This is a genomic window from Caproiciproducens sp. NJN-50 (assembly GCF_004103755.1).
Classification (GTDB): domain Bacteria; phylum Bacillota; class Clostridia; order Oscillospirales; family Acutalibacteraceae; genus Caproicibacter.
The window spans coordinates 3,289,853-3,308,050 of the sequence record NZ_CP035283.1 but is presented as its reverse complement, the minus strand read 5'-3'; the positions used below and the strand labels follow the sequence as shown (position 1 = coordinate 3,308,050).

At 55.3% G+C, this 18,198-nt stretch carries 16 protein-coding genes and 3 tRNA genes; 18 read left to right on the top strand and 1 reads right to left on the bottom strand.

All coding sequences use genetic code 11. The features are described 5' to 3' along the window. Positions 1 to 354 precede the first annotated feature (354 nt). The 18 genes from rpmH to EQM14_RS16080 all read left to right on the top strand — a co-directional run bounded on the left by rpmH (position 355) and on the right by EQM14_RS16080 (position 17,145). Positions 355 to 489 carry a 50S ribosomal protein L34 gene (gene rpmH / locus EQM14_RS16165; protein WP_128744180.1) on the top strand — a complete coding sequence of 45 codons (135 nt, stop codon included), beginning with the start codon at positions 355 to 357 and terminating at the stop codon, positions 487 to 489. 139 nt (positions 490 to 628) lie between these two features. Further along, the gene (gene rnpA, locus EQM14_RS16160; RefSeq protein WP_243112563.1) at positions 629 to 946 is read left to right on the top strand and encodes a ribonuclease P protein component; all 318 of its coding nucleotides are present in this window, start codon (positions 629 to 631) and stop codon (positions 944 to 946) included. Next, entirely contained in the window at positions 943 to 1,209 is a 267-nt protein-coding gene (yidD, locus tag EQM14_RS16155; RefSeq protein ID WP_128744178.1) for a membrane protein insertion efficiency factor YidD, read from the top strand. Before rnpA ends, yidD begins: the two co-directional genes overlap by 4 nt. Positions 1,210 to 1,307: 98 nt before the next feature. After that, complete coding sequence (locus EQM14_RS16150) at positions 1,308 to 2,312, top strand: YidC/Oxa1 family membrane protein insertase (protein WP_128744177.1); 1,005 nt, start codon at positions 1,308 to 1,310, stop codon at positions 2,310 to 2,312. Between the two features lie 39 nt (positions 2,313 to 2,351). Further along, positions 2,352 to 3,164, top strand: a complete 813-nt coding sequence (gene jag, locus EQM14_RS16145; RefSeq protein ID WP_128744176.1) for an RNA-binding cell elongation regulator Jag/EloR — start codon at positions 2,352 to 2,354, stop codon at positions 3,162 to 3,164. 57 nt (positions 3,165 to 3,221) lie between these two features. Further along, positions 3,222 to 4,610 carry a tRNA uridine-5-carboxymethylaminomethyl(34) synthesis GTPase MnmE gene (mnmE, locus tag EQM14_RS16140; protein ID WP_128744175.1) on the top strand — a complete coding sequence of 463 codons (1,389 nt, stop codon included), beginning with the start codon at positions 3,222 to 3,224 and terminating at the stop codon, positions 4,608 to 4,610. Positions 4,611 to 7,019: 2,409 nt separating this feature from the next. Beyond that, complete coding sequence (gene mnmG / locus EQM14_RS16135) at positions 7,020 to 8,900, top strand: tRNA uridine-5-carboxymethylaminomethyl(34) synthesis enzyme MnmG (protein WP_128744174.1); 1,881 nt, start codon at positions 7,020 to 7,022, stop codon at positions 8,898 to 8,900. Beyond that, positions 8,897 to 9,610 carry a 16S rRNA (guanine(527)-N(7))-methyltransferase RsmG gene (gene rsmG / locus EQM14_RS16130; RefSeq protein ID WP_128744173.1) on the top strand — a complete coding sequence of 238 codons (714 nt, stop codon included), beginning with the start codon at positions 8,897 to 8,899 and terminating at the stop codon, positions 9,608 to 9,610. The genes mnmG and rsmG overlap by 4 nt, the downstream gene beginning before the upstream one ends. A gap of 453 nt (positions 9,611 to 10,063) precedes the next feature. Further along, positions 10,064 to 10,876 (top strand): ParB/RepB/Spo0J family partition protein, encoded by an 813-nt coding sequence (locus EQM14_RS16125; RefSeq protein WP_243112562.1) that lies wholly within the window; start codon positions 10,064 to 10,066, stop codon positions 10,874 to 10,876. 447 nt (positions 10,877 to 11,323) lie between these two features. Next, complete coding sequence (locus tag EQM14_RS16120; protein WP_128744171.1) at positions 11,324 to 12,088, top strand: ParA family protein; 765 nt, start codon at positions 11,324 to 11,326, stop codon at positions 12,086 to 12,088. Between the two features lie 63 nt (positions 12,089 to 12,151). After that, positions 12,152 to 13,006: a ParB/RepB/Spo0J family partition protein gene (locus EQM14_RS16115; RefSeq protein WP_128744170.1), complete on the top strand. Its 855-nt coding sequence runs from the start codon at positions 12,152 to 12,154 to the stop codon at positions 13,004 to 13,006. Between the two features lie 35 nt (positions 13,007 to 13,041). Continuing rightward, the gene (gene serS, locus EQM14_RS16110; RefSeq protein WP_128744169.1) at positions 13,042 to 14,322 is read left to right on the top strand and encodes a serine--tRNA ligase; all 1,281 of its coding nucleotides are present in this window, start codon (positions 13,042 to 13,044) and stop codon (positions 14,320 to 14,322) included. Continuing rightward, positions 14,319 to 15,053, top strand: a complete 735-nt coding sequence (locus tag EQM14_RS16105; protein WP_128744168.1) for an acyl-[acyl-carrier-protein] thioesterase — start codon at positions 14,319 to 14,321, stop codon at positions 15,051 to 15,053. The genes serS and EQM14_RS16105 overlap by 4 nt, the downstream gene beginning before the upstream one ends. 126 nt (positions 15,054 to 15,179) lie before the next feature. Continuing rightward, positions 15,180 to 15,256 (top strand) — tRNA-Met (locus tag EQM14_RS16100). Positions 15,257 to 15,262: 6 nt separating this feature from the next. Further along, a tRNA-Glu gene (locus EQM14_RS16095) sits at positions 15,263 to 15,337 on the top strand. Positions 15,338 to 15,343: 6 nt separating this feature from the next. After that, a tRNA-Val gene (locus EQM14_RS16090) sits at positions 15,344 to 15,420 on the top strand. A 341-nt stretch (positions 15,421 to 15,761) separates the two neighbouring features. Then, positions 15,762 to 16,472 carry a hypothetical protein gene (locus EQM14_RS16085; RefSeq protein WP_128744167.1) on the top strand — a complete coding sequence of 237 codons (711 nt, stop codon included), beginning with the start codon at positions 15,762 to 15,764 and terminating at the stop codon, positions 16,470 to 16,472. Positions 16,473 to 16,548: 76 nt separating this feature from the next. Next, complete coding sequence (locus tag EQM14_RS16080) at positions 16,549 to 17,145, top strand: GNAT family N-acetyltransferase (RefSeq protein WP_205703181.1); 597 nt, start codon at positions 16,549 to 16,551, stop codon at positions 17,143 to 17,145. Between the two features lie 219 nt (positions 17,146 to 17,364). Here the strand turns inward: EQM14_RS16080 and sleB are convergent, their stop codons facing one another. Continuing rightward, on the bottom strand, positions 17,365 to 18,051 hold the full coding sequence (gene sleB / locus EQM14_RS16075) for a spore cortex-lytic enzyme (RefSeq protein ID WP_243112561.1): 687 nt from the start codon (positions 18,049 to 18,051) through the stop codon (positions 17,365 to 17,367). Positions 18,052 to 18,198: the final 147 nt, after the last annotated feature.

Sequence of the window (18,198 nt, the reverse complement as noted above, 5' to 3'; positions counted from 1 at the left end):
TGATTGCAGTACCTCATTTTCATTCTTTTCCCATTTGGCATCATCGGATTCTGTCAACGGGTATCATTACTTATAGTAACACAGATTTTTACTTTTTTCAAATTTTGATTTGGCCGCCGCGTCCGCTTTTTCTTCGCGTTCTCAATAAATTTTTTATTTTCCGGTTTTTTTGCTTTCCATATTGGTAAACTTGTGGTATATTTAACCCTATAGGACCATTTGCGGGCAGTGCCGTCTGGAATTCCGGCGGTTTTGCGCGCCGGCGCGGGAACTGTATGGTTGACAGGCCGCCGGCAGATAAGATATAATATTCCGCAAAGGGTCTTTTGTTTAGATTCGAAGGGGGGTCTTTTCATGCTTAGAACCTATCAGCCAAAAAAACTGCACAGGAAAAAGGAACACGGATTCCGCAAGCGCATGTCCACGTCGGACGGACGCAAGGTTCTTTCCCGCCGCAGAGCAAAGGGCAGGGCAAAACTGAGTTATTGAGTACTGGACGGACAGGCCCGAAACACGGCGGAAGCCGCGGCATGTTTCCCGTCGGGAGAGGGCCACTCTTTGTGGCCTTTCTTTATTCAACAGAAAAACCGGTATGTCTTGGGTTTGATAAATGGAAGAATTTATATCGATGAATCAGAACAGGGATTTTCAAAGGGCTTATTCCAGAGGAAAGTCCTTTGTCGGCCCGGCGCTTGTCACCTATGTGCTGAAAAACCGGAAAAGCGCTTTGCGCGTGGGAATCACGACAAGCAAAAAAACCGGGAACGCGGTGCACAGGAACCGGTCCCGCAGGGTGATCCGGGAAGCGTTTCGCACGCTGCCGGGGGAGATCCGCCCGGGATTCGACCTGGTCTTTGTCGCGAGGGCGAAAACGCCCGCGATGAAAAGCACGGATCTGAGCCGCGTGATGGAGCGGCAGTTGAAAAGCGCGGGAGTGCTCAAATGAAGTCAGTCCTGGTTCTGCTGATCCGGTTTTACCAGAAGGCCATATCCCCTTATAAAAAACCGTGCTGTAAATACTACCCGACCTGTTCCAATTATGCGGTCGAGGCGATCGAGCGGTTCGGCGCTTTCAGAGGTTTTTTTCTCGCGCTTTACCGCGTTCTGCGATGCAATCCGTTTTCCCGCGGGGGGTATGACCCCGTTCCGGACCATTTGTTTTTCCACGGCTCCGCCGACCGCGGCGCTTCAAAAGAGAAAAAAGGGTAACTTCGAATCAAGCGGCCCGCGCCCCACTTCAGTACGCCGGCTTTTTGACTCCGGCGACCATCCGGCGGTTTTCCGCCGGACAGAGGAGAATATTCTGTATGTACGATTTCTTTAACTTTTTCGGTAGCGCTCTCGGCTACCTGCTCTGGTTTTTTTACGAACTGGTCAAAAATTACGGGGTTTCCATCATCCTGTTTACAGTTGTAACCAAGGTCATCCTGTTTCCTTTTTCCGTCAAACAGCAGATTTCCATGGCGGCGAACAGCAAAATAGCGGTCAAGCAGAAGGAACTGCAGAAAAAATACGCGAAGGACAGGGAAAAGCTCCAGATTGAAACGCAGAAGCTGTATGAAAAAGAAGGCGTGAACCCGGCGAGCGGATGCCTGACAATGGTGATTCCTCTTCTGATCATGATGGGCCTTTATTACACGGTGCTCTACCCGCTCATCAACGCGCTCCACGTTTCCGGGACCGCGGCGAACGCCGCGTCGGACATGCTTAAACTGATTCCGGGCCTCGGACAGACGATTGATACGCGCTACGCCCAGATTGAAATCGTCAAACATTTTGCGGATCTCAAACCGTACCTGACCATGTTCAGCGCGGACGAGCTTGCGAGAATCCAATCGTTCAGCCACGGGTTCAGCTTTCTTGGGCTTAATCTGCTGGATACGCCGAGCGACGCCTCAAACATTTTCGGGACGCTGTTCAGGACCAACCTGTGGACGATACCGGTTCTGTGCCTGGTATCCTCCATTGTTACGCAGTATTTTACCATGAAGCTCCAGCCTGGGATGCAACAGCAGCAGCAGGGCTGCATGAAATATATGTTTTATTTCTTCCCGCTTTTCACGGCGTGGATTGCCTGCACGATGCCTGCCGCGGTGGGATTTTACTGGATCATTTCCACAATTACCGGGTTTTTGCAGACCGTCATTCTGAATATCTGGTACAGCCCGGCGGATCTGGGCGCAAAGGCGGAAGCGAGGCGCATTGCCCTGCTTGAACAGGAAGAGCAAAACAGGAAGCCTGTCGCGGCGGCGGCGGTAAGCCGGCCGGAAGGGAAAGACCGGCAGGCAAAGGCCGGAAAGCCGCGGAAATAGACGCAGGAACAGGGGTCGATTTCTGGGAGGGATTACCGAATGAAAGAAGCGATTGGAACCGGCGAAACCGTGGAACTCGCAAGGGAAGCTGCATGCAGGCAGCTGGGCGTGGAATCCTATGAGGCGGAGTTTGAGATCCTTGAGATGCCGATGAAAAAGACGTTTGGGCTGTTCGGCGGAAGTCCGGCGAAGGTGAGGGTTTACGTCGAGGACGACCCCGCGCAGATTGCCGCCGATTACCTGCGGCGCGTTCTGAAAAATATGGGATTAAGAACCGTTCAGATCGAGATCAGCAGGGAGGAAAGCGGGGCGGTGCTTTGCTTGGACGGCAGCGACATCGGCTATGTGATCGGCCACCGCGGAGAGACTCTCGACGCGCTTCAGTATCTGACGGGACTGGTTGCAAACCACGCCGGAAACACTTATTACCGGATCAGCCTTGACATTGGAAATTACAGGGACAAGCGGAAGCAGACGCTGGAAAACCTGGGCCGAAAAATGGCGGAGAAATCCCTTCGGATCGGGCGGAATGTCTCCCTGGAGCCGATGAATCCATACGAACGCAGGATTATTCATACGGCGGTTCAGACCGTTGAGGGGGCAAAGTCCTGGTCGGAAGGCGAGGACGTTGCCCGGCATGTGGTGATCGGCCCGACCGCCGGAGAGCGCCCGGCGTCCCGCCGGAGCGGTTACAACCGCCGGGGCGGGCCGAGGAACAAGCAGCCGTATCGTTCCGGTCCCAGGGAAACGCCGCCGGCGGGCGGACGGACGCCAAACAGGGAGGAGCGCCAGGCCCCGGCGCAGCGGTCGGCGGCGGCTCCCCTGTACGGGAAGATCGAACCGAAAAAGTAAACAGCGGACGGGAGGGCGGTTCCTTTGGAATTGTCCTCTTTTTTTGAGGGATTTTTTATGGATCAGAAAAAATACAATGAGTCCGGCGCGACCATTGCGGCGATTTCCACATCCCAGGCGCCGGGGGGAATCGGGATCGTGCGGATCTCCGGGCCGCGGGCGCGCGAAATCGCGGACCGGGTTTTTGTTCCCCTGCACAAAAAAAGCCTGAACGAAATCGGGGGCTATTGTGCCCTTTACGGAAAAGTCCATGACGCGGACGGCGACATCGACGAGGCCGTCGCCTTGAATTTCCGCGCGCCGAGGAGTTTTACCGGGGAGGATGTGGTGGAACTTTCCTGCCATGGAGGGCTGGCGATCCTGCGCCGGCTCCTCCGCGCGGTGTTCCAGACGGGCGCGGTTCCGGCCGGACCCGGCGAATTCACACGGCGCGCGTTTCTCAACGGTAAGATCGGACTGACTGAGGCGGAATCCGTCATGCAGCTGGTTTCCGCGCAGGGCGAACAGGCGGCAAAGGCGGCGCTCGCGGGGCACGGCGGCGCGTTGGAGCGCCGTATCCGGAGCATCCGGGAAAAGCTGCTTGGAGCCGCCGCCCATCTTTCCGCATGGGCCGATTATCCGGAAGACGACATTCCCCAGGTGACGGAGGAAGAACTCACGTCTTCCCTCGGCGGCGTGAAAACGGAGCTGGAATCACTGCTGCGCGGGTTCGACGCGGGGCGCGCTCTGCGCGAAGGGGTCGATACGGTGATCGCGGGGCGCCCGAACACGGGAAAATCTACGCTGATGAACCTGCTCGCCGGCTGTGAACGGTCGATCGTCACCGATTTCGCGGGCACGACGCGCGATATTGTGGAGGACACGGTGCTGCTCGGAGGGATTCCTCTCCGGCTTGCGGATACCGCGGGGCTGCGCGATACCGCCGATCCGATCGAAAAAGCCGGGGTTGGACGCGCGCGGGACCGGCTCCGCGCCGCCCGTCTGATCCTCGCGGTGTTCGACGCTTCTCAGGAACTGGAGGAAGAAGACCGGATGCTGATCCGGGAAATCGGCCAGGCGCCCTGCATCGCGGTGCTTAACAAGATCGATCTGCCGATGAAAATTGACAAAGAGTTTATTGAATCAAAAATTCAACAGATTGTATCTCTTTCGGCTAAAACCGGGGAGGGGTTGTCCCAGCTGGAAGACGCGGTCGCGGAGCTTCTGGGGACAAAGGAGCTGGACCCGGCGGACGGGATGCTGTACACGGAGCGGCAGCGCGATGCGGCGGAACGCTCCATGCGGAGCGTGGACGAGGCGTTGGACGCGCTGAAAAGCGGGATGACGTTCGACGCGGTGACGGTTTCGGTGGAGGATGCGGTTTCCGCGCTTCTGGAATTGACCGGCGAGCGGGCGACCGTCGCGGTCGTGGATTCCGTGTTTTCCCAGTTCTGCGTCGGCAAATAGCGGCGTGTCACCGCTGCCAACGGCCCGCCGTTTACAAAACAGTAAAAGGCCGGCTGAGACGGGCGGGACGGAGATTGGAATCTCCCGAAGGCTAAAGTCGGGAACGCCATAGGTGTGAAAGACATTATGTGTCCGCCTTAGGAGCGGACCATCCGGTCGGGACGGCTCGCCGTTCAGCAGGCTGAGCCTGCACACGCGCCCCGCCATTGATCGCGGTAAAAATTGAAAGCGTCATTTGGCGGGAGCGGCGTATCGCCGCTGCCAATGGCCCGCCGTTTACAAAACAGTAAAGGGTGGGCTGAGACAGGCGGGACAGAGGTCGGAAACTCCCGAAAGCTAACTTTGGGAACGCCGTAACGTCCTCAAAGTTTTCCCCGCTTTTCATGTAAAGAGTGAAAAACTTTCCGGCAACCACTTTTCATTGACGACGGGGACTCGGAAATTGAAGCCACAGAGTATTTTATAGGAATAATTCAACAAATTGTTGATAAAAATCGGGAGCGGAGCGCCATTCGGGCTGGACGCTCCGCTCCCTTTTTTGCCGGCGGAATCTCTCTCACTGCGCCGGGTATGGGCTGGACTTTCCGCGTTCATACTTCTTTCACATACATTCGGAATTCCGCCGGCGGGCACAGCGTGACGCTGTATCAACGGCCCACCGGACGCAAAGCGCTTTCGCGCCTGCGGCGGCCACGACCCAAAGCATACCCGGATTCCATGCGTCACTCGCACGGGTCACGCTCTGTCATGGCTTGCCGAACGTCCGGCGGACGGTTTCGGGAACCTCTCAGGCCATTCGACCCTTTCGCGCCTGCGGCGCCTCGGCTCGGGGAAAGCTGTTCGCCAGCTTTTCCCCGCAACGCTTTGGAAACCGGGGTTTTGAAAACGGCGTAATGTGCCGTCGGGAGTTTCCTGCCTCCGTCCCACCCATTCCAGCCGCTTTTTCACTGCTTGCTGAATGGTGGGCCGCAGAAAGCGGCGTCACGCCGCCCCGCAAGGCAACAAAAAGCGCCGGTACGGAATTTGTCATTCCATACACCGGCGCGCGCGCATGATACAGGAGGAAAAAGAAGTGTTTATCCTTCCTTCCCCTGTACAAAGACAGAAAAAGGAAGTATAATAAGTCCTGCAATGCGCGGTGAATTCCGTGGTATATGGAGGTCTGTTCTCCGTATGCAGGAGGCGGGTGGTTACGACACCTTGCCTCTGCATTGCACCTTTTATTTACCTTGCGACTCTATTATAATCCTTAATTTACCAAAATTCAACAGGTAATATTCGATTTGATATTATTTCGGTTTTTGAGTGCTTGGCGCCCGGAGCCTCTTAACCCAAAATTTCTTCTATTCATTTTTTCTATGTCCTCAGGCCGGATTCCTGTGGGCCTATGGCCCGGTTCCCCTTAACCGATCATTTCTTCTTATTTTCTTCTTTGCGCTCAGGCCGCGCGGGCCCCGCCTTTCTGATATAGCAGAAAGGCGGCAAAGACTATGCAGGGGGACTTCAACTTCCCGTCGGGAGGGGCACCTAAACGTCCCCCTGCACCCCGGCACCTGTCATGAAGCAACAACGAATTCTTACGCAAGTGCTTCCCATTGAACGATTCCCAATCTTACGCCGTATGTAAAAAGGTAACTTTTTGAAGAATTTCAGCTTTTAGGTAAATACTTTGTGGCTTTAATTTTTCAGCCCCCGTCGTCAATGAAAAGCAGATGCTGGAAGAACAGAAAAAACTTCTTGACGGCTCCCGGGGGGTTCAGGGGGGATTTTCTCCGGAACTCTCCCTACGGGAGTTGAAAATCCCCTCGTGCGAACTTTGCCTCCTTTCGTTCAAGACCGAAAGGAGGGGCCTGCGCGGCCCGAGCGCAAAGAAGAAAACAAGAAGAAATGACCGGTTAAGGGGCACCGGGCCACAGGCCAGAAAAAACAGGCCTGCGCGGCCCGAGCGCAAAGAAGAAAATAAGAAGAAATAACAGGTTAAGAGTCACCGGGCCACAGGCCAGAAAAAACAGGCCCGCGCGGCCCGAGCGCAAAGAAGAAAATAAGAAGAAATGACCGGTTAAAGGGCACCGGGCCACAGGCCAGAAAAAACAGGCCCGCGCGGCCTGAGCGCAGAAGAGAAAATCAGAAGAAATAAAAGGTTAAGGGGCACCGGGCCTCAGGCCCGAAAAAACAGACTCGCGCGGCCGGAGGACAGAAAAAGAAAATAGAAGAAATAATAGATTAAGGATCGCCGGGCCCTGGGCCCGCAAAAGATCAGCCCGCGCGGCCTGAGCGCGAAAGACGCTGTGCGTCCGGCCTGAGCGCAAAGACCTTCCATTGACAAAATGCAGAAATCATGCGATTCTCTGAATTTAAAATATCAACAATTTGGAATATATAGACCAAAGTAATACTGGAGGGAATATTTTGACATACGATGCGGGAACATACGACGTGGCGGTGATCGGCGCGGGGCACGCGGGGATCGAGGCGGGCCTTGCCTCCGCGCGCCTCGGGTGCAGCACGCTCGTTTTTACCATCAATCTGGATGCGGTCGGCAACTGCCCGTGCAACCCCTCGATCGGAGGGACGGCGAAAGGCCACCTGGTTCGCGAGATCGACGCGCTCGGCGGAGAAATGGGGCGCACGACCGACGAATGTTTTCTCCAGAGCCGTATGCTCAACCGCGGCAAAGGCCCCGCCGTCCACTCGCTGCGCGCGCAGATCGACCGCCGCGAATACAGCAAGATCATGAAGCACAAGCTGGAGCTGCAGCCAAACCTGTTCTTGAAGCAGGCGGAGGTCACCGCGCTCTTCCGGATGGAAAGCGGCGCGTGGCTGGTCGAAACCAGAATGGGCGCGGTCTATTCCGTCAAGGCGGTTATCGTTGCGACCGGAACTTATCTGACCGGAAAGATCTATATCGGCGAACAGTCCTGGGACGGCGGCCCGGATGGGATGTTCCCTGCGGCGTTCCTCGGCGCGTCGCTGGAAAAGCTCGGGATCCGCCTTCGCCGCTTCAAGACCGGGACGCCGGCGCGGGTGCTGAAATCGAGCATCGACTTTACGAATCTGGAAGTACAGGAGGGGGACGAGCCGGTCGTGCCGTTCTCCTACGATACGGAGACGCCCGGAAAGAACCGCGAAGTCTGCTATATCTCCTGGACCAACGCGGAAACGAAGAAGATCATCCTGGACAACCTCGACCGTTCCCCGCTGTTCAGCGGAAAGATCGAAGGGGTCGGGCCGCGCTACTGCCCGAGCATCGAATCAAAAATCGTCCGGTTCGCCGACCACGAGCGGCATCAGCTCTTTATCGAGCCGTGCGGGCTGGATACGGAGGAGATGTATCTTCAGGGAATGAGCTCCTCCCTGCCGGAAGACGTGCAGACCGCCTTTTACAAGACGATCCCCGGGCTTGAACATGTGCAGATCATGCGGACGGCCTACGCGATCGAATACGACTGCGCCGACCCGCTTCAAATGGGCGCGACGCTGGAATTCCGCGATTTTCCGGGCCTGTACGGCGCGGGGCAGTTCAACGGCAGCTCCGGTTACGAAGAGGCCGCCGCGCAGGGGCTGGTCGCCGGAATCAACGCCGCGCTAAAAATTCAGGGCAGGGAACCGATGGTCCTCGACCGGGCCGGTTCTTACATTGGCACGCTGATCGACGATCTGATTACAAAGGGGACCTCGGAGCCATACCGTATGATGACCTCGCGCAGCGAATACCGCCTGGTGCTGCGGCAGGACAACGCCGACGCGCGGCTGACCCCCATCGGGCGAAAGATCGGCTTGATCGGCGACCGCCGCTGGGCGCGTTTCCAGAAGAAGCAGGAGCAGGTTTCCGGTGAACTGGAACGGGTGAAAAATACAGTCCTGTCGCCGTCGGAGGCACTGAACGAGCTGCTTGTTTCACATGGAACATCGCCGGTTTCGACGGGTATCCGGCTTTCGGAGCTGATCCGAAGGCCGCAGCTCGATTATGGAAAGCTGAGTGCGGTCGATCCGGATCGGCCGCGTCTTCCGGCGTCGGTGTTTGAGGCGGTGGAGATCGAACTGAAATACGAGGGGTATATCCGCAGGCAGAAGGCGCAGATCAACGAGATGCGGCGGCTGGAAAGCCGCGCTTTGCCGGAGAATGTCGATTACGGCGCAATCGCCGGCCTTCGGACGGAAGCGCAGGAAAAGCTGCAATCCGTCCGCCCCGAAAGCGTCGGGCAGGCGTCTCGCATTTCGGGCGTCAGCCCCGCGGACATCAGCGTATTGCTGATCTGGCTGGCCCGGCGCGGGGAGGGAGCGTTGTGAAACAGATCGGGGAGTGGCTGATCTCTTCGGCGGCGGAATACGGGATTCCGGTCTCGCCGGTACAGGCGGAACAATTTCAGACTTATCTGGAGCTGCTGGCCGAGTGGAATCAGAAAATGAATCTGACGGCCTTAAAAGAGCCGGAGGAGATCGCGGAAAAGCATTTTCTCGACAGCATCTTGATTCTGAAATACCTGAAAATCCCGCAGGGGGCGAAGCTGATCGACGTCGGCACCGGAGCGGGATTTCCCGGCGTGCCGCTGAAAATCCTGAGGCCGGACCTGAAGCTGACCCTGATGGACGGGCTGAACAAGCGCCTGATTTTTCTGGAAGAGCTTCTTCGGACTCTTTCTCTGAAAGCGGAGCTCGTTCACCTGCGCGCGGAGGAAGGCGGGCGAAAGCCGGAATACCGGGAACGGTTCGATCTCGCGACGGCGCGGGCCGTCGCGCGGCTTCCGGTCCTGTGCGAGTACTGCCTCCCGTTTCTGAAAACGGAAGGATTGTTTGCCGCGATGAAGGGACCGGAGGTAAAGGCGGAATTGGGAAGCGCGGAGAAAGCGATTTCGCTGCTGGGGTGCGAAACGGTTTCCGCGGTGGAATACACACTGCCCGGCGGGGACGGGCGCAGCCTGGTGACGATTCGCCGAAAAACTCCGACGCCCGCCGTATACCCGCGTCACGGATCGAAAATCGCAAAATTGCCGCTCTGAAAAATTTTCCACCGGATCTGCGGATTCGGTGGAAAATTTTTTAAAAGCGGATTTGAAGAGTACGCCGTGAGCTTGTTCTTTTCCGTGATCTTCTTCGCGCTGGATGACCTGCCTTCCGCGCCGGCAAAGGTGGTTTTCAACAGCCTTTGTTTTTTTGGTTGAAAGCCGGGAGCTTTTTAAATACTTGGAATCTTGCCTTTCCGATGCGGTTTTTCGGCAATCGGCGCCGCGAAATAGAAAAGGAAAAAGAAGTTTTCAACAGAAAGAGGCGGGGCCTGTTAAAAATTTAAAAAGATCCCAAGAATTCAGTTGGAAACGATATCCATGATAAAATTGGAAAAGCCGGGTAAAGTATGGAAAGAAAAATATATTTGGAAAGGGACAAATTTTTACAAAATCCGTTATGGCGGCGTGTTATGCTTGTACCAAGGACAAGCGAAGGAGGCGGCGGCGTTGCTTTTCAGAGATAAAAGCAAGGTGGTTGAAATCAGCCTTGATCTGATACGGCCAAACCCCGCGCAGCCTCGGCGGACGTTCCGGGAGGACGAACTGCTCGGCCTGTCCCGGAGCATCCGGGAAAACGGGCTGCTGCAGCCGCTGCTCGTCCGGAAGATGGAAAACGGCTACGAACTGATCGCGGGGGAGCGAAGGCTTCGGGCCTGCCGAATGGCGGGTTTGAAAACGGCGTCCTGCCTGATCAGCAGCTGCACGCCGGATCAAAGCGCCGTTATGGCGATGACGGAAAACATTCAGCGCAGCAATCTTGAGCTTTTTGAAGAAGCCGAGGGAATCCGCAGACTGATTGAACGCTGGAACATCACGCAGGAAGAGGCGGCCGCGCGTTTGGGGAAAAGCCAGTCCTCCATCGCAAACAAACTTCGTTTGCTGCGGCTTACGGAAACGGAACGGCAGCAGATTGTTTCGGCGGGGTTGAGCGAACGGCATGCCCGCGCCCTGCTTCGTCTGGAGAATCCAATGCAGCGCGGAGAGGCGCTGGAAACAGTGATCGAGAAAGGATACAATGTCCGCCAGACGGAGGAATATATAGAAAAGCTGCTTTGCGGCGATAAAAACAGCAATCAGAAAAAAACGCCCGTCATTAAGGACGTACGGATTTTTCTCAACACGATTTCCCATGCGATTGCAACCATGAAGCAGAGCGGAATTAGCGCGCAGACCCTCCAGAGCGAAACGGAGGACTACATCGAATGCGTCGTCAGGATTCCGAAATCCCAGGCCTATGCGGGGGGCAGAAAACCCGCCTGAATTCAGAGTATAAGTTTTTACTCCTATTTCCCTATATCATTTCCCGCAGAACGGGCCGGACGAAAGTCCGGCCCGTTCTGTTATCCGCGTTTTTTCAGGCGGCGGCCCCGCAGCCGAAAACCGTTTCCTAAGATTCGGCCGGGCCTGAATTTGTTCCGCACCGCGTTGGCCCGAACAGCACCCCCCGCCGTTCCGCAGGCGGGCCCGAAAGGAATATATGATGCTGCGGTTTGGGATAAAAAGAAATTGTTTCACATGAAACACGGCAGGAAATCCAGGCCGCATGCCGCTTTTCAGAAGAAATACGCCGCGGAAAGGGCAAGGATTCCCGGAAAAATTTCTTTATCTTCCCAAAGAGTCGTGCTATAATAATACCAAACTTCCCGCGTCCGGCGGGAATCGGGTACCCTGCGGGATGCAAAAAGCCCGCAGGAAGGGGGAAATGCTTTGGGCAAGATCATTGCGGTTGCCAACCAAAAGGGAGGAGTCGGCAAAACGACCACGGCGGTCAATCTTTCGGCCGCGTTTGGCCTGAGAGGAAAAAATACGCTCCTGGTCGACGCGGATCCGCAGGGAAATTCCTCCAGCGGAGTCGGGATCGACCGCAGAAACCGCAAAAATACCGTATATGAGGTGCTGATCGGCGGAGAAACCGCGCAGGATGTGGTCCTGAAGACGGAGTTCGAGCACCTGGATCTTCTGCCTTCCAGCATGGACCTCGCGGGGGCGGAGATCGAACTGGTCGATCTGGAGCACAGGGAATCCCGCCTGAAAAACGCGCTGGCCCCTGTTCGCGAATCCTACGATTATATCCTGATCGACTGCCCGCCGTCGCTCGGGATGATCACGACAAACGCCCTGACCGCGGCGGATACGCTGCTTGTTCCGATTCAGTGCGAGTATTATGCGCTGGAAGGCCTGACGCAGCTGATGAACACGGTGCGGCGCGTAAAAAGGCAGTACAACAGCCGCCTGGAGATCGAGGGCGTTCTGCTCACCATGTTCGACGGGAGGCTCAACCTCACTCAGCAGGTGGTGGAAGAGGTGAAAAAATATTTTCCCCGCCGTGTGTTCGGCACGGTGATTCCGCGTGCGGTGCGCCTTTCGGAGGCGCCGAGCTACGGCAAGCCGATCCAGTATTTCGACCGTTCGTCAAAGGGAGCGGTTTGCTACAATGCTCTGGCGGAGGAAATGGAAGGCGGCGCGCGCTGAAAATGGAGAGAGGCCGGGCCTGTGAAAAGAGGCGCGGCAAAGAAGGGAAGGGCAGGCGGTAAAATGGCAGGAAAAAAGGGCGGCCTGGGGAAGGGCCTCGACGCGATCTTCGCGGAAAACGACGTGGAAGGCGGCCGTACGGCCGTGCTTCTGCATCTGGATGAAATAGAGCCGAACCGCGGCCAGCCGAGGCGGGACTTTGACGAGCAGTCCCTGCAGGAACTGGCGGAATCGATCCGGCAGCACGGCGTGCTGCAGCCGCTGCTGGTCAGGCCGATTTTCAGCGGCGGCTATCAGATCGTGGCGGGGGAGCGCCGGTGGCGCGCCGCGCGCATCGCGGAACTGAAGGAAGTCCCGGCCGTCGTGAGGGAAATGAGCGACAGCGAGGTCATGCAGCTTGCGCTGATCGAAAATCTCCAGCGGGAGGATCTGAATCCACTGGAGGAGGCGCAGGGATTCCAGTCGCTGATCGACACCTACGGCATGACGCAGGAGGAAGTGGCCGGCACGGTCGGAAAATCCAGGCCCGCCGTGGCGAACGCGCTGCGGCTGCTGAACCTTCCGGAAGAGATCCGCGCGATGGTGCAAAAAGGGGTCCTCTCCGCGGGGCACGCCCGTGCGCTGCTGAGTTTTCCGAGCGGCAGGCTGATGCTGGAGGCTGCGAGAGCCGCGGCGGACGGGGCTTCCGTAAGGGAGATCGAAAAGATGGCGCAAAGGGCGAACAGACGCCCGAACGTGAAAAAGGTTTCGCCCCGCGTGAAGTTTTACGAGGAGACGGAACTCGCTCTGCGCGAAAATCTGGGCAGAAAAGTACATGTGACCGGAACCGCAAAGAAGGGCCTGCTTCAGATCGAATTTTACGGGCAGGACGACTTGGCCGAGTTAATCCGGAAGATTCATGACAATACTATAGAATAAGAAAGCAGAATATAAAAACCAAAGGAGCAACCGATATGATTGACATCAAACTGATTCGCAGCAATCCCGATTTTGTCAAGGCCGGGGCAAAGAAAAGGGAATACGACGCGGATCAAATCGTCGACGATATTCTGAAAATCGACAGCCGCCGCCGCGAGGTAACGGGCCGCGTGGAAACCATGCGCGCGGAACAGAATTCAGCCTCCAAGCAGATTCCTCAGATCAAAAAGCAGGGCGGGGACGCTTCCGAACTGATGGCGAAAATGAAGTCTCTTTCCGGCGAGATCAAAAACTGTGAGACTCAATTGAACGAAATCGAGGAAAAGCAAAAGGAGCTTCTGCTCAGCCTGCCGAATCTTCCGGATGAGGACGTGGTCGCGGGAGGCAAGGAGAACAACAAGCCGCTGCGCTATTTCAAAGAGCAGCCGAAGTTCGATTTTGAACCGAAGAACCATGTGGACCTCTGCGAGAGCCTGCACCTTGTCGATTATCAGCGCGGAGCCAAGCTCTCCGGCGCAGGTTCGTGGATCTACACCGGAATGGGCGCGCGGCTGGAATGGGCGCTCATCAATTTCTTTATCAATGAACACGTCCGCGACGGTTACCAGTTCATGCTTCTGCCGCACATGCTGAAGTATGAATGCGGATATGTCGCCGGCCAGTTCCCGAAATTTGTGGACGAGGACTACTGGATTCAGAATCCGACGACAAATGATAAAAAATTTCTGCTGCCCACCGCGGAAACCGCGCTGGTCAATCTCCATAGGGACGAAGTCCTGGACGAAGACGAGCTACCGAAAAAGTATATCGGCTATACACCCTGCTACCGCAGGGAAGCGGGAAGCTACCGTTCGGAAGAGCGCGGTATGATCCGCGGACACCAGTTCAATAAGGTTGAAATGGTCCAGTACACGAGACCGGAGGATTCGGACAAGGCGTTTGAAGAGCTGGTGCACAAGGCGGAGAACCTCGTGCAGGAGTTGGGGCTCCATTACCGCCTGAGCAAGCTTGCGGCGGGCGACTGTTCGTTCTCAATGGCGCGCACCTACGACATCGAGGTCTGGATCCCCTCCATGGGAATTTACAAGGAGGTCAGCTCGGCTTCCAACGCACGCGAGTATCAAGCAAGAAGAGGGAATGTCAAATATCGCGGAGCGGACAAAAAGCTGCATTACGTTCACACGCTGAACGCGTCCGGTCTTGCCACCAGCCGGCTGTTCCCCGCCATTGTGGAGCAGTATCAGAATGCGGACGGCAGCGTTACGGTGCCGGAAGTGCTGAGAAATTATCTGGGAACGGATGTCATCCGGCCATGAGGGAGGACCTGACTGCCGAGTATGTGCGCCGCCTGACCGTCCCGGTTTATGATGTCGGCCCGGATAACCGGATGAAGCTCGGCGCGGTTCTGCGGCACGTGCACGAGACCAGCGAGCAGCATGTGGACCTGCTGCATATCGGATATGAAGAATTTCTGGAAAAGACCGGGCTGGTGTTTTTTCTGGTATGCAACCGGGTGAAAATTTTCCGCCTGCCGTCCCATCGGGAAAAAATCGAAGTGCGCACCCATCCGCGGGGGCGCGGCGGCGTACGGTTTTACCGCGACTTTAAATTTTATGACGAAAGCGGCGCGCTTTTGATCGACGCGATGCAGGTGACGGTGCTGGCCGACGCGGCCACGCACCAGCTCCGGCGTCCGCAGGCGTTTATTGATCTTCACGTTTTCCGCGATGTGCCGGTTGATCCGGAGGAAAAAATGGTCCGCGCCATAACGCCGGACGATCTTCCGCTGGTCGGCGAGCGCCCCGTTTACCGTTCGGATCTGGACTCCAACGGACACATGAACAACGCCGTCTACGCCGATATTGTCGACGACTTCTTACCGGATGCGGCCGGGGACGCGGTGAGCGGCCTGCAGATTGATTATCTGGGCGAGATGTCGCCGGGAGACCGGCTTCGTCTGTTTGCGCGGCGTCAGGGCGGAGAGGCGCTGGTGCGCGGCGAGAATTCGGCCGGCCTGAGCTTTGAAGCGCGCATTTTGTTCAAATAGTCCGTTTGATCGTTTGAAAGAAATATCCTTACGTATAAAAGATATTATTTTCGGTAACATATTGACAAATCATGCGGACATGCGTTATAATGATTAACGCTCCGCTGTTTAAGAGTGGAATTTTGTGGCGGCATAGCTCAGTTGGCTAGAGCATTCGGTTCATACCCGAAGCGTCGTTGGTTCGAATCCAATTGCCGCTACCATTTTATGGCCCGTTGGTCAAGTGGTTAAGACACCGCCCTTTCACGGCGGTAACACGCGTTCAAATCGCGTACGGGTCACCAAATTGTGGACGCATAGCTCAGCTGGTTAGAGCGCTCGCCTCACACGCGAGAGGTCGCAGGTTCGAGTCCCGCTGTGTCCACCAAAAATAGAGGCACCCGCATGGGTGCCTCTATTTTTGATTTATGCAATGGATGGATTCGAACCTCGGCGCAGCCCTGAGGGTGACGATGAAGATTTCCCCGTGCGATGAGCTTGTCCTTTTTTCCTCTTTTGGCATAGACGTGGCCGCCGTAGGCGAGTAAGGCGCTTTGCGCCCGCGGCCCGGAACCGCATGAACCGAGTGTGCCTTTTTGCAGCGCTCCTTTTTTTGCTTTCCACAGCAATCATTTTTATGTTATACTTGGATATGGATAGCGATGGGCTAGGGAACAATGTCTTCCTAAATATAAGGATAGGGCAATTTTTAAAATGGTGGTGTATGCAATGGACAAGCTGACGGGGCGGGTGCCGGTAATCTGTTTTTCACTTTTGCTGCTTGTTGCGACTCCTTTCATTGCATCCAAGTGTTTTGGCTATCAGTTTGTTGTGGATCATGAAATGATGTGGTTTGTCCTGTCTGTGTTCATCGAAGCGGTACTTACGGCGGTCTGTGTGGCTGGAAGAAAAGTTTCCACAAAAGCGGCGAATATTGTTTCTCAGTTTTTGCCGCCCGCTTCACTGCTATATATTTGTATGATTGGATTAGTCGTCCGAGGGGGAAATGTTTTTCTTCTTACTTTGCACGCCTTAAGCTGCTTTGCGTCCTGTTTTGTCATATCTGTTTTATGTAAAAACAAATCGGTTTTCAGTACGGTATGCGTCGTGATGAATAGTTTTCTTCTGTTCCTTCTCCTGGCGGCATCCTTCTTTGCAATGACATTTGGACAGCTTGTACAGAAAACCGTTGTCAATCGGGTAACGTCTCCGGACCGATCCTATACAGCGGTTGTGATCGATTCCGACCAAGGCGCGTTAGGCGGAAATACGCTGGTGGATGTTGAAAATAATGCTTCGGAGAGGAATGCGGGACTTGGAAGGTTTGTAAAAATAACCAGAGTTTACACCGGAAAATGGGGAGAATTCAACACGATGAACATCGAATGGCAGGACGGTATCACCCTTCTTATTAATGGAATTCCATATAAGGTGGATTGATTGTCCACAGCCAAGGTTTCCCTCGGCCGGGCCGGAGGTTTCAGAAAGATAAAAATGAAGCGTCAGGAGGATTGCGATGGCGTTGGTCAGGTTTGTCCGTGAGACGGATGCGGAAAAGATTTTGGATATTTATCGTCCTTATATTATGGAAACGGCAATCACGTTCGAGGAAGAAACGCCTTCCCCGGAGGAATTCCGGGATAGGATTCTGACGATATCAGAAGAGTATCCCTACTTGGTTTGTGAGTCAGATGGAGCCGTCGCAGCTTACGCTTACGCAAGCCGGTATCAGAAGCGGGCATCCTATCGCTGGAACGCGGAGCTTTCCGTATATGTGGAACGTTCCGCCCTGAGGCGCGGATACGGAAAAACCCTGTACGGGGCATTGCTCGAAATGCTGCGTTTGCAGGGAGTTCAGAATGTTTACGCGATTATTACGGTGCCGAACCGGAACAGTGAAAAGATGCACGAGTCCTTGGGCTTCCGAAGGCTGGGCGAATATCGCCGCACGGGATTCAAGCGCGGCGGGTGGCACGATGTGGCGCTGTTTGAGAAGAGTATTGGCAGTCATGGGTCGGACCCGGCGCCGATGACGCCGATCCGCGCCATCGACCGCAGTGTGCTGAATGAGGTCCTGTCCCGATACAGCCGTATTCTGGAAACAAGGTCATAAAATTATACATTATATATGGTATATATAAACTGAATAGTACGGTAAGTATTTAACTTGAAAAAGGGAATGCAGCGAATCAGCAATAAGTTCTTCAAAAAGCAGAACGAATTGTATAATACAAGATTAAATTAACGGAATGTATAGATTGTTCGGCGCAAATATCAGCCGGCACGGCGAACTGCCGCGCCGGCTGACGCATAAAATTGAATGCCGGGTCATTCAACTGCAGAACCGGTGGTCGCCGATTACCACCAGGACGGGCCTTGACAAAATCCACTTGCTGGTTGCTTTTGCGGGATTGTAATAATAGATCGCGCCGCCGGAAGGATCCCAGCCGTTGATGGCGTCCCGCGCCGCCTTGTAAGCCGAGCTGGAAACCGCCGCGTTGATTCCGCCGTCGTTCAGGCAGGAAAAAGCCCCTGGCTGATAAATTACGCCGGCGAGCGTATTCGGAAAGGAGGGGTGCTGGATCCGGTTGAGGATCACCGCGCCGACCGCAACCTGACCCTCGTACGGTTCGCCGCGGGATTCTGCGGATATTACCCGGGCAAGCAGATTGACATCATTGCTGCTGTATCCTCCCGATCCCCCGCCGGAAGTGCCGGACGGAAGACCGATCGCGCTCAGCGTTGCGGGACCGGCGACGCCATCTGCGGTCAGTCCGTTTTTACGCTGAAAGTAGATCACTGCGTTTTTGGTCTGTGTTCCGTAAACGCCGTCGACCGCGCCGCTGTAGTATCCCCAGTTTTTCAGTCTTGTCTGAATCTGCCTTACCTCGGTCCCGGTGGAACCGACTTTGGAAAGGGTCTGGATGGAACTGCCCATGTGAGTTACCACGGCGATCAATAGAATATTGACTAAAACGATAACGAATACCTTCCATAAATAGATCACTTTACCATTCAAGAGAATACCACCTCTTATCACAGATTTTTCCCTCAAACCTCCGATTTATCCCTGACGTAAATCCATTGCTGATGGTTCCAGATTTTTCCATTTGGTCGAAGGAACCGAAAACAACAAAAAAAATGAAAAAAAGGGTTGACAAGAGGA